A 12,417-nucleotide genomic window follows, 5' to 3' on the forward strand; every position below is an offset into this window, starting at 1 on the left:
GCCCGAGGTGCCGACCAAGGCCGGCACCCACCTGGACAGGCCTGCCGTCATTTCCCCAGGGTCACCTCATCCAGCACCCACATCGCCGGGCGCGTGTCGCCGGTGAAGTTGATGCACAGGTCACCGCCGCCCTGCGTCCCCTTCGGCAGCGCCGCACGCAGGGTCACGAAGCCATCGGCATCCGGCTTGGCCGGCAACGGCACTTCCGCCAGCACCTTGCCGCTGCAGTCGCCACGACGCACGAGCATCTCACCGTGTGGCCGCTTGGCCTTCTCGAAGCGACGCTTGGGTTCATCGTGGGCAAGCTGGAAGTAGTACGGAATACGCCCCGCGCGGACTTCCAGGCTGCCAATGCCGTCCAGCTGCGCCTGCGGCCAGCGCCAGCAAGGCTGGAAGATGTCCACGTTGAACACCGCACGGTTGCCTTCGCGTGGGCCATCGTCTTCCAGGCGCAGCACCAGGCCCTTCTTGCCCACGCAGCTGAGCAGCTCATCGCTGCGGCGGCTGAGCAGCGACTGTGCGGTGAAGGTGGCAATGGTCGGTTTCGCCGCCAGCATCTGGCCCTGGTAGAACGCGGCAGCCTGCACGGTGGTTGGCAGTTTTCCGGTCAGCGGCTGCTGGTACAGCGGTGACTGCGCGCTCACCGGCTGGCCATCGGTGCTGTAGCGCACTTCATAGCCCAGCGGATTGGCCAGCGACACCGTCACCGTGTTGTCCGCGCGATTGTCGGTGTAGTCCACGCCCACTTCGAACGGGGTCTGCGCATAGGCCAGGCCCCAGGCACGGTAGCGCTGCAGCTGGGACGGCAGGCGCGCGAGGAAATCGCGGAAATCGCGATGTTCCGGCGTGCTCCAGCCGGTCTCGGCCACGGCGGCCAGGCGTGGGAACAGGTTGTGCTGCAGGCGTGCGTAGCTGCGCGTGTGCTCGGTGAACATGTTGGCCTGCAGGCCGAGGATGTGCCCGCGCTTGTCAGCGGCCAGCTCGGCCGGCACCGGCTCGAAGTTGTACAGCTTGCCGAGGTTGACCTGGGTCGGGCGGCCGGGCGGTTCGTTCGGCGAGGCCGTCTGCAGGTAATCCAGATAGAGGTAGCCGACCGGCGACATGATCACGTCATGGCCGGCGCTGGCCGCAGCCAGGCCGCCTTCGGTGCCCTGCCAGGACATCACCGTGGCCTGCGGCGGCAGCCCACCTTCGAGGATCTCATCCCAGCCGATCAGGCGCCGGTCGTGCTCCTCCAGGAAGGTCTCCAGGCGCTTGATGATGTGGCTCTGCATGGCCATTTCATCCTTGATGCCCAGCGCACGCATGCGCTGCTGCACCTGCTTCGACGCTTCCCACTGGTCCTTCACCGCCTCGTCGCCACCGACGTGCACGTACTTGGCCGGGAACAGGTCGATCACTTCTTCCAGCACGTTCTCGAGGAAGGTGACGGTGCTGTCTTCAGTGTTGAACAGGTTGGGGAACACGCCCCATTCGCTGATCGGCTTCAACGGCGTATCGATGGTGCCCAGCTCCGGATACGCAGCAATCGCGGCAGTCGCGTGGCCCGGCACATCGATTTCCGGAATCACCTGGATATGCAGCTTCGCCGCATAGGCGATCACCTCGCGAATCTGGTCCTGCGTGTAGAAGCCGCAATACGGATGCTCCTTGCCAGTGACCGGATCGATGCCACCGTCGCCGGCCGGCAGGCGGCAGCTGCCCACGTCGGTCAGCTTCGGATAGCGCTTGATCTCCATGCGCCAACCCTGGTCATCGGTCAGGTGCCAGTGGAAGGTGTTGAGCTTGTGCGCGGCCATCGCATCGAGCACGCGCTTGATCTCGTCCAGGCTCTGGAAGTGACGTGCGGAATCGAGCATGAAACCGCGCCAGCTGAAGCGCGGCGCGTCCTGGATCTGCACCGCCGGCAGCACGCCATTGCTGCCGCCGGTGGCGAGCTGGGCGAGGGTGGTCGCGCCGTAGAACAGGCCGGTTTCGTTGCCGGCCTGGATCAGCACGCCCTGCGCGGTGCTCTCCAGCGTGTAGCTTTCGCCGCTGTCGCGGAAGGTGGGCACGATCTGGAAGCGGATGCTGCCCGACGTGCCTGCCGCCTTGCCCCTGGCTGGTGCAAGGCGCGGACCACCGCTGCGGGCCAGCAGATCGGCGAACTGGCTGGCGACGCGCTGCGCGGCTTCGCCTTCGGCCTGCAGCACGGTGTCGGCGCGGACGGTGATGCCGCTGCCCTGGCCGCGCTGCACGGTCGCCGGTGCGGGAATCAGCATGAGGCTGCCGGCGCGCAGCAGAGGGCCGGGTGCTTCAGTAGCGGGCGTGGGGTCGGCGGCAAGTGCCGGCAGTGCCGGCAACAGGGCGAGCAGGCTGCCCAGCAGCACTGCGCTGCGCATCCGGGCGCGGGAAGGCTTGACCATCGGTACGACTCCTTGGATCGGTGCGATGAACGCTATACATGAAAAACGCCGGGCCCGGAATGACCCAGGCCCGGCGTGCGTGCACGACTCGGCGATGTTGCCGCCGCTGGATCAGTACTTGAAGCGGAAGTTGAGGTAGTACTGGCGACCGTTGCTGTAGAACGAGGTCGGGATGGCTGCGGTCTGGTAGTACTTGTAGGTCGGGTTGTTGAGGTTGAGCGCATCGAAGCTGATGCTCAGCCAGTCGGTGGCCTTGTAGCTCAGCGACGCCGACAGGGTGCCGAAGTCATCCTGGTAGTACGGGTTGGCGCCGGACAGGCCGATCAGGAACGACGAACGGCGGGTGTAGCTGACGCGTGCACCGAAGGTATCGTTCTCGAAGTAGGCACCGACGTTGTAGGTGTTCTTCGAAGTACCCAGCAGGTTGTCGCTGCCATCGGCCCAGGTGTGGTCGGTGCTGCCATCGGCGTAGGTGTAGTTGGCATTGACACCGAAGTACTCGCCGATCGGCTGCTCATAGGCCACTTCGATACCGCGCACCTTGCCGTCGGCATTGCGCGGGCGGGAGATGTTGTATTCCTCGAGACGGTTGGTCAGCTCGCTGAACAGCATTTCCTTCTCGGTGCTGAAGGCGACGTAGTCCTTCAGGCGCATCGAGTAGGCACCGATCGACAACATGCCGCGCGGCATGAAATACCACTCCAGGTTGGCGTCGAAGTTGGTCGACACCACCGGCTTCAACTTCGGATTGCCGCCACCGCCGGTCCGGTTCAGGTCCGAACCGTACGACGAGGCACCCAGTGCCGAGAAGTCCGGCAGGGTCTGGGTCTGCGAGGCGGCCACGCGCAGCACCAGGTCGTCACGCAGGTCGTACTTGAAGTTGGCGCTCGGCAGCACACGGTTGTGCTTGTTCTCGAAAGCTTCGCGGGTCCACGCGCCGAACAGGCTGCTCACGTCCGGCACGGTCGAGCCGGTGGCGGCGGCGTAGGTATCGATATCCTGCTTGATGTTGACGTAGCGCAGGCCGACGTTGCCGCTCCAGCGGTCGCCGCTGAAGTTGCCCTGTACGTAGGCAGCAAAGTTCTTCTCGGACACCTTCCACTCGGCGCCGTAGTTGTGGCGGCCGGTCGGGCCGTCATTGCCGGACAGCCAGGTGGAGTTGTTGGTCACTGCTTCCTTCAGTGCGCCCGGGGTGAAGTACCACAGGTCACGCGGGAAGCTGCCACCGATGCCGTTGGCGAAGCCACCGGGGAAGTTGGCAGTGGCGCCGTTCTTCAGCGCATTCCAGATCGCGCCCGGGGTTGCGCCTTCCGGCGACTTGGCCTCGCGCTTGTGGTCGCCGAAGCGGGCGCCGAAATCAATCGAGTTCAGTACGCCAGCGTCGGCGAAGTACTGGTTGAAATCGAGCGTGGCCCACTTTTCCTTGTCGATCGCGGTGACCTGCTGGTTGCCCCAGGTACCGAAGTCGGTCACGCCGCTCGGGCCGATGTTGCCACCGACGTTCCAGTCGATCGGCGAGCCGTTGCCGTGGGTTGCCCAGGTGGCGCCGCCACCACGGGCCAGGTTGACTTCGGCGATGTACTGGCGCGGCGTTTCGCCGGTGCCCTTGGTGCTGCCAGCCTGGAATTTCATGCCCAGGTTGTCGCTGATCTGCCAGTCGGCATCGAAGGTGATGTAGTTGGTCTTGGCCTTCGACTCGCGGTAGATCATGTCGTACACCGCGTAGTCGCGGTCGGCCTGGCCGGCGAAGGTGGCGTTGGACAGTACGCCATCCTTGATGACGTAACCCGGATTCGGGGCCTGGCCCGGAATCAGGATCTTGTTGCCATTGGCATCTTCAACGGTGCGGTCGTTGAGGATGCGGCCGCCCCACAGCATGAAGTTGCGGTTGTAATTGTTCGCCTTCAGTTCCGAGCTGAAGCCTTCCAGGCCCAGGGTCAGGTTGTCCATCGGCTTGAACTGCAGCGACACCAGGCCGCCCTTGCGCTCGCGGGTCTGTTCGAACAGGGTCGAGCCGAGCAGGCCCGGCGCGTACACGCCGGCCAGGTCCGGGTTGGACTTGGCCACGGTGCCATTCGGATCGATCTGGAAGAAGCCGCCCGGGATTTCCTGCGCTTCGCGGCGCAGCTCGCGCTTCTGGCTGAAGGCCTGCACCATCACGCCGAAGTTGCCTTCGTCGTTCTTGTAGTTGAACAGTGCCGACAGCTGCGGGTCGTTGGACTTGGCCTGGTCCGAACGCACCATGCCGATGGAGCCTTCCGCAGTGAGCTGCTTGGAGAATTCCAGCGGCTTGCGGGTGAGGATGTTGACGGTACCGGTGGTGCCGCCGTCCTGCAGCTTGGCCTGCGAGGACTTGTTCACTTCCACCGAGCGCACCAGTTCCGACGGCAGCAACGAGTAGCTGACGCTGCGGCCGACGTTGTTGCCCTGGCTGAGCACGAACCAGTCGGCGGTGCCGACGGTGTGGCCGTTGATCAGGGTCTGGGTCAGGCTCGGGCTGGTACCGCGCAGGCTGACACGGTCAGCTTCGTCGAAGCCGCCTTCGTCGGCGCTGGACGAGCTGATGTTCACGCCCGGCAGGCGCTGCAGCGTATCAGCGACGTTGTGCGCGGGCAGCTTGCCCACGTCTTCGGCGGTGACCACTTCCACGCGGGCATTGGCTTCGCGCTTGGTATCCAGCGACTTTTCCATCGAACCACGGATGCCGGTGACCTGCACGGTATCCAGGTCGGTGGCGGTCTGGGCGGCCTGCTGCGCGTGCGCACTGAAGGCGATGCAGCTGACGATGGCGGCCGAAAGCAGGGTCTTGCGGGTGTTCATGATGTCTCTCCTCATCACTCGATTGGATGCCGGCGGCGGTGTTCGGTTACGGTTGCGATGACATGCGCGGGGCGGCGGCGAAGTCCCGTGCGTTGGCGTGCCACGTACTGCGTGCTGCGATTGCGTTGAAGCCTGTTGCGGTGTCAGGCGGCCGACTGCTGCTGCAGGTACCAGCTTGCAGCGCCGACCACGCCCAGCTGGCCGTGTTCGACGACCTTCACCGGGATGCGTGCCAGTGCTTCGCCCATCGGTCCCTTCTGCAGGTACCGTTCGACGAAGGTGCTGGCGTGCAGGTATTCGCGGATCTGCGGCAGGATGCCGCCGGCCAGGTAGACGCCACCATGGGCGCCGTAGAACAGCGCCATGTCGCCGATGGTGCTGCCGAGCAGGCCGCAGAACACATCCAGCGCCTGGCGCGCATGTGCATCGCTGTCGGCCACGGCCGCAGCGGTGACCGCGTCGGGGCTGGCCAGGGTCGGCGCCTGGCCCTGCAGTGCGCACACCGCGCGGTACAGGTTCATCAGGCCCGGGCCGGAGATCGCGTGTTCGATCGACACATGCGCGCGGTCGCGCTGCATGTGGCGGACGATGGCCATTTCCAGTTCGGTGCTGGCGGCCAGGGTCGGCTGGCCGGCTTCGGTCGGGAGCACCACCGGGCCGTGCGCGGTGGGGATCCACAGCGCGGCGCCGAGGCCGGTACCGGGGCCGACCACCAGGGTCGGGCCGCGGGCGGCGGTTTCCGGTCCGCACAGGTGCAGCACGCCACTGGCGTCAACCTGCGCAGCGGCATAGGCCACGGCTTCGAAGTCGTTGACGATGAATACCCGCTGCAGGCCGACGTCGGCTTCCACCTGGCGCGCCGACAGCGGCCACGGCAGGTTGGCGGTGATCACCGTGCCGTCCTCGCGGGCGTAGCCGGCACTGGCGACCACGCAGTGCGTGGGCCGCGGGCCTTCGCCGAGGAAGTCGGACAGGATCGCGCTGAGGCCTGCATGGTCGGCGTTGCGGTACTTGCGGTACTCCAGCACCTGCACCGGATGGGCGGCATCACCGCTGGCCTGGACCCGGGCCACGCGCACATGGGTGCCACCGACGTCGGCGGCCAGGAACGAAGGCGCGATTCGGGACAGGACATGGGCCGGGGCGGGGTGGCTGGCGGTCACGCGGGCTCCTGCTGCAGGTGGGGCCGTCCCCAAGGTTCGAGGGCGGCGATTGGGGCGGAGTCTGTAACCGCGCTGACAACGATGTCAACGAGTTCGTGACACTTTCGTTGCTGCGTCGCAACGAATGCGGCGTGCAGTAAACGTTTACATGGCGTGAGCATGGGTTTCACGCTGGAACCGTTGCTGCACGGGGCTCAAGGGCTGCGGCGCATTCAGCACGATCCGCTGCCATCGGGTTGCGCAGTGCAGCACGAGGTTCACGCGGCCTCGCGGGGAAGTTGACAAACCGCGGTTGTCCATCGAAAGAATGTGACAACGTTGTTCCCAGCCACTCTCCGACGCCGCGTTCTGCGGCCGTCGCCGCAGGAGCCCTTCCCGATGTCCGCCGTTTCCGCTGCAAGCGTGCGCCCGAACGTGGCCACCTCCATCGCCATCGTCGGCGTGCTGTTCTTCCTGATCGGCTTCTTCACCTGGCTCAACGGCCCGCTGATCACCTTCGTCAAGCTCGCCTTCGAACTCAGCGAGGTCGGCGCCTTCCTGGTGCTGATGGTGTTCTACCTGTCCTACTTCTTCCTGGCCCTGCCGTCATCGTGGATCCTGCGCCGCACCGGCATGAAGAAGGGCCTGAGCCTGAGCCTGCTGGTGATGGCCGGGGGCGCCGCGCTGTTCGGCGAATTCGCCACCCAGCGCTGGTACCCCGGCGCACTGGGCGGCCTGTTCGTGATCGGCAGCGGCCTGGCCCTGCTGCAGACGGCCATCAACCCGTACATCTCCATCCTTGGGCCGATCGAAACGGCGGCGCGGCGCATCGCGTTGATGGGCATCTGCAACAAGATCGCCGGCATGCTGGCGCCGGTGCTGATCGGCACCGTAGTGCTGCACGGCATCGGCGACCTGTCGGCCAGCGTGGCCGCGGCCGACGAAGCCACCAAGGCACAGCTGCTCAACGAATTCGCCGCCAAGATCCACGCGCCGTACCTGGCCATGGCCGGCCTGCTGGTGCTACTGGCGGTGGCCGTGCTGTTCTCGCCGCTGCCGGAAATCAAGTCGTCCGAAGCCAATGCCACGCCGGTTGCGGCCGGTGCCGCCGAGCGTCGCAGCATCTTCCAGTTCCCGCATCTGTGGCTGGGCGTGCTGTGCCTGTTCGTCTACGTGGGCGTGGAGGTGATGGCCGGTGATGCCATCGGTACCTACGGCCACGGTTTCGACCTGCCGCTGGACCAGACCAAGATGTTCACCTCGCTCACCCTGGGCGCGATGCTGGTCGGCTACGTGGTCGGCCTGCTGCTGATCCCCAAGGTTGTCTCGCAGTCGCGCTACCTGACCATTTCGGCGGTGCTGGGCGTGGTGTTCTGCCTTGGCGCCTGGGCCACCCACGGCTATGTGTCGGTAGCCTTCGTGGCCCTGCTGGGCTTTGCCAACGCCATGATGTGGCCGGCCATCTTCCCGCTGGCGATCCGTGGCCTGGGCCGCTTCACCGAAACCGGGTCGGCCCTGCTGGTGATGGGCATCGCCGGTGGCGCGATCATTCCGCAGCTGTTCGCCGTGCTCAAGCAGCACATCGACTTCCAGCTGGTGTTCGTTCTGCTGATGGTGCCGTGCTACCTGTACATCCTGTTCTATTCGGTGATCGGGCATCGCGCCGGCCTGCCGCAGGACAAGGCCTGATCGGCGATGATGGACGGCAGCCAACCCCAGGGAAAACCCATGCGCAGAGCGACCATCAAGGACGTTGCGGAGAAAGCCAAGGTCTCGCTGAAGACGGTCTCGCGCGTGATCAACAACGAGCCCTCGGTGATGCAGGCCACCCGCGCGCGGGTGCTGCGTGCCATCGCCGAGCTCGACTACGAACCCGATCCGTCCGCGCGCAACCTGCGCAGCGGCACCACCTTCGTGATCGGGCTGGTCTACGACAACCCGAACCCATACCACATCATCGGCGTGCAGAACGGCGTGCTCGCCGCCTGCCGCGAGACCGGGTTCGGGCTGCAGATCCATCCCTGCGATTCCAGCTCGCCGCTGCTGGCCGATGAACTGGCCGACTGGGTGCAGCGTTCGCGCCTGGCCGGGCTGGTGCTGACCGCACCGATGTCCGAGCGCCGCGACCTGATCCAGGCGCTGACCGCGCGCGGCATCAAGCTGGTGCGCATCATCGCCGCCACCGAAGACCCGGCCGATGGCGCATGTGTGTTCGTGGACGACCGCGAGGCCGCCTACGAGATCACCGAGCACCTGATCCAGCTGGGCCACCAGCGCATCGGCTTCCTCTGGGGCGGCAGCTCGCACCGCTCCTCTGGCGAACGCTATGCCGGTTACGAAGCCGCGCTGAAGGACTACGGCATGACCGTGGACAAGCATCTGGTGGTGCAGGGCGACTACACCTTCGACGATGGTTTCCGCGGCGCGCGCCGCCTGCTGGCGCTGCGCGAGCCGCCCACCGCCATCTTCGGTTCCAACGACGAAATCGCCGCCGGCGTACTGGCCGCCGCCAAGTCGGCCGGCATGAACGTGCCCTACGACCTGTCCATTGCCGGGTTCGAGGACAGCCCGTTCTCGCGCCAGTCGTGGCCGCCGCTGACCACCGCCAAGCAGGCCACCGAGGACATCGCCCGCCACGCCGCGCGCCTGCTGATCGCGCAACTGCGCAGCGATGCCTACGACGATGCGCCGGCGCCGCTGCACAACCAGGGTTTCGTGCCGCAGCTGGTGGTGCGTGGTTCGACCGCGCCGATGCGCCCCGCCGGCGCACGCCCCCTTCCTTCCGATCCTGCCTGAGCCTGCCATGTCGCTGTCAGACCCCACGTCCACCCTGATGTTCGCCGAGGCCGCTGAAGCGGCCGACGTGGTCGCGCGCCAGTTCTCGCGCAACCACGCCACCATGGAAACCCTGGCCGCCAGCCTGCGTGCTGCACCGCCGCCGTTCGTGGTCACCTGTGCACGCGGCAGCTCCGACCACGCCGCCACCTATGGCAAGTATCTGCTGGAAACCCAGCTGGGCCTGGTGGTCGCGTCGGCCTCGCCATCGGTGGGGTCGGTCTACGCCGCACCATTGCAGCTGCGCGGCGCACTGTTCATCGTCATCTCGCAGTCGGGCAAGAGCCCGGACCTGCTGCGCAACGCCGAGGCCGCCAAGGCGGCCGGTGCGCGCGTGATCGCGCTGGTCAACGTCGAGGATTCACCGCTGGCGCAGCTGGCCGACACGGTCATTCCGCTGCACGCGGGTGCCGAAAAGAGCGTGGCGGCGACCAAAAGTTACCTGGCGTCGCTGGCCGCGCTGCTGCAGCTGGCCGCGTACTGGAAGCAGGACAGCAGCCTGCGTGCGGCGCTGGACCTGCTGCCCGATGCGCTGCGTGAGGCGTGGCAGTGCGACTGGAGCGCGGTGACCGAAGGCCTGGTCGAGGCCACCAACCTGTTCGTGCTCGGCCGTGGCCTTGGCCTGGGGGCGGCGCAGGAAGCGGCGCTGAAGTTCAAGGAAACCTGCAGCCTGCATGCCGAAGCCTACAGCTCGGCTGAAGTGAAGCATGGCCCGATGGCGCTGGTCGACCGCGGCTTCCCGGTGCTGGCCTTTGCCCAGCCGGATGAAACCGGCGCCGGCACCCGTGCCGTCGTCGAAGAATTCACCGCGCGTGGCGCACAGGTATGGATGGCCGGTGCTGGCGGCAACCTGCCGGTGGCTGCTGCGCCGCACCCGCTGTGCGCACCGCTGCTGACCGTGCAGAGCTTCTACCGCGCGATCAATGCGCTGGCGCTGCGTCGTGGCTTCAACCCGGACCTGCCGCCGCACCTGAACAAGGTGACGGAGACCGTGTAATGGCGACCGTCCTGCGCAATGCCCGCATCCTGGCGGGCGACGACTTCCGCGATGATCTGGCGCTGGTGATCGAGAACGGTCGCATCAGCGCGCTGTTGCCCGACGCCGCACCGCAGCTCGGCCATGCCGCCGAGCAGGTGGACCTGGGTGGCGGCTGGCTGCTGCCCGGCTTCATCGATGTGCAGGTCAATGGTGGCGGTGGTGCGCTGTTCAACAACACGCCGGACGTGGCGGCACTGCGCACCATCGCGCAGGCGCACCGCCGTTTCGGCACCACGGCGATGCTGCCGACTCTGATCAGTGATGACGTGGCAGTGATGCGCGAAGCGATCGCTGCGATGCGCGAGGCGATCACGCAGGGTGTACCAGGCGTGATCGGCATCCACCTGGAAGGCCCGTACATCGCACCGGCGCGCAAGGGCACGCACGATGCCAGCAAGTTCCGCGTGCCGGACGAAGAAGAAATCGCGCTGGCGGCATCGCTGGACAACGGTGTGACCGTGCTGACGCTGGCGCCGGAGCGCGTGCCGCTGGAGACCATCCGTGCGCTGGTCGAGCGTGGCGTGATCGTTGCCGCCGGGCACACCGCAGGTACCTACGAAGCGATCCGTGCCGGCCTGGATGCCGGTGTGCGTGGCTTCACCCACCTGTACAACGCGATGTCGCTGCTGCAGGGCCGTGAGCCCGGTGCGGTGGGCGCCGCATTGGAGGACCGCGACAGCTGGATCGGCATCATCGTTGATGGCGTTCACGTGCACCCGGCCAGCCTGCGCGTGGCGCTGGCGGCCAAGCCGCGAGGCCGCCTGCTGCTGGTGACCGATGCGATGCCGCCGGTCGGTGCCGACGATCCCAGCTACGTGCTGTACGGCGAAACCATTACCGCCGTCGACGGCGTGGTGCGCAATGCTGCCGGTTCGCTGGCCGGCTCGGCGCTGGACATGGCCACCGCGGTGCGCAACACCGTGCAGCTGCTTGGCCAGCCGCTGGCCGAAGCGGCGCGCATGGCGTCGACGTACCCAGCGCAGTTCCTCAATGTCGATGATCGCCTGGGCCACATCGCCGAGGGCTACCAGGCCGACCTGGTGCTGCTGGACGACGCCCTGCAGGTGCGGGGTACCTGGATTGCCGGACAGTACGAGGCCGCCTGATGAACAGTTCGCCGCCACGCCGGCTGGGCTCGATCGATGCCCTGCGCGGCATCACCGTGGCGGCGATGCTGCTGGTCAACAATCCGGGCGACTGGAGTGCGGTGTTCGCGCCGCTGCGTCACTCGGAATGGCATGGCTGCACGCCCACCGACCTGGTGTTCCCGTTCTTCCTGTTCCTGGTGGGCGTGTCGATGGCCTTCAGCGTGGCACCGCGCGCGCAGGATGCGGCGGCGCGACCCGCGTTGGCGCGCGGCGTGCTGGAGCGCGCGCTGCGCATCCTGGTGGCCGGTGCGCTGCTGCACCTGCTGATCTGGTGGGCACTGGATACGCATCACTTCCGCATCTGGGGCGTGCTGCAACGCATCGCGGTGTGTGCGGCGTTGGTGGGCGTACTGGCGGTCTACGCGCGACCACGCGTGCAGGTGGGCGCTTTGATCGCGCTGCTGGTGGGGTACACCGTGTTGCTGCTGGGCATCGGCGACCTGGCGCCGTGGACCAACCCGGCCAGCCGCCTGGATACCGCGCTGTTCGCACCGTGGATCTACCAGTGGCATGCCGATACCGGCCTGGGCCATGACCCGGAAGGATTGCTGAGCACGCTGGGGGCGCTGGCCAGTACCGTGCTCGGCCTGCTTGCCGGTGGCCTGCTGCGCAACGGGCGTTCGGCGGCATTGGCAGGGCTGGGCGTGGCGACCGCTGTGCTGGGCCTGCTGCTGGCCGTGGTGCTGCCGTTGAACAAGCAGCTGTGGACGCCCAGCTACGTGCTGTGGACCGGCGGCCTGGCCGCGCTGGCGCTGTGGCTGGGCCACGTGCTGATCGACCAGAAGGGATGGCCGGCACTCGGCCGGCGCTTCGGGGTCAATGCGATCACCGCGTACCTGGGGGCATCGGTGATGTCGGTGGTGCTGATGGCCACCGGGATCTGGGGGTGGATCTGGCAGCAGCTGGCCACCGCGATGCCGCAGGCGCTGGAGCTGGCGTCGATGCTGCAGGCGCTGGTGTTCGTCGCACTGTGGTGGGGCGTGGCGTGGTGGCTGGATAAGCGGAAGATCTACCTGAAGATCTGACCC

The 12,417-nt window shown here is 66.8% G+C and carries 8 protein-coding genes; 5 read left to right on the plus strand and 3 right to left on the minus strand.

Annotated features, from left to right (window positions below; all coding sequences use genetic code 11):
• Positions 1 to 47 precede the first annotated feature (47 nt).
• The 3 genes from AC5P78_RS04025 to AC5P78_RS04035 all read right to left on the minus strand — a co-directional run bounded on the left by AC5P78_RS04025 (position 48) and on the right by AC5P78_RS04035 (position 6,388).
• Positions 48 to 2,405, minus strand: a complete 2,358-nt coding sequence (locus tag AC5P78_RS04025) for a beta-N-acetylhexosaminidase (protein ID WP_414498525.1) — start codon at positions 2,403 to 2,405, stop codon at positions 48 to 50.
• A gap of 111 nt (positions 2,406 to 2,516) precedes the next feature.
• A complete protein-coding gene (locus AC5P78_RS04030) occupies positions 2,517 to 5,225 on the minus strand; it encodes a TonB-dependent receptor (RefSeq protein WP_005411048.1) in 2,709 nt (902 codons plus the stop codon).
• Between the two features lie 143 nt (positions 5,226 to 5,368).
• On the minus strand, positions 5,369 to 6,388 hold the full coding sequence (locus AC5P78_RS04035; protein ID WP_060381202.1) for a glucokinase family protein: 1,020 nt from the start codon (positions 6,386 to 6,388) through the stop codon (positions 5,369 to 5,371).
• Between the two features lie 378 nt (positions 6,389 to 6,766).
• On the opposite strand from AC5P78_RS04035, the gene AC5P78_RS04040 reads away from it, so the two are divergent.
• The 5 genes from AC5P78_RS04040 to AC5P78_RS04060 are packed head-to-tail and all read left to right on the plus strand — an operon-like array spanning position 6,767 to position 12,414.
• Positions 6,767 to 8,056 (plus strand): sugar MFS transporter, encoded by a 1,290-nt coding sequence (locus AC5P78_RS04040; RefSeq protein ID WP_012481273.1) that lies wholly within the window; start codon positions 6,767 to 6,769, stop codon positions 8,054 to 8,056.
• A 39-nt stretch (positions 8,057 to 8,095) separates the two neighbouring features.
• Positions 8,096 to 9,163, plus strand: coding sequence for a LacI family DNA-binding transcriptional regulator (locus tag AC5P78_RS04045; RefSeq protein ID WP_005411045.1), 1,068 nt, complete (start codon positions 8,096 to 8,098; stop codon positions 9,161 to 9,163).
• Positions 9,164 to 9,170: 7 nt separating this feature from the next.
• Positions 9,171 to 10,199 carry an SIS domain-containing protein gene (locus AC5P78_RS04050; protein ID WP_005411044.1) on the plus strand — a complete coding sequence of 343 codons (1,029 nt, stop codon included), beginning with the start codon at positions 9,171 to 9,173 and terminating at the stop codon, positions 10,197 to 10,199.
• Positions 10,199 to 11,347, plus strand: coding sequence for an N-acetylglucosamine-6-phosphate deacetylase (nagA, locus tag AC5P78_RS04055; protein WP_495217150.1), 1,149 nt, complete (start codon positions 10,199 to 10,201; stop codon positions 11,345 to 11,347). The genes AC5P78_RS04050 and nagA overlap by 1 nt, the downstream gene beginning before the upstream one ends.
• Positions 11,347 to 12,414 (plus strand): acyltransferase family protein, encoded by a 1,068-nt coding sequence (locus AC5P78_RS04060; protein WP_099484084.1) that lies wholly within the window; start codon positions 11,347 to 11,349, stop codon positions 12,412 to 12,414. The genes nagA and AC5P78_RS04060 overlap by 1 nt, the downstream gene beginning before the upstream one ends.
• Positions 12,415 to 12,417 lie beyond the last annotated feature (3 nt).

The organism is Stenotrophomonas sp. YJH_SMC_133 (genome assembly GCF_059370655.1).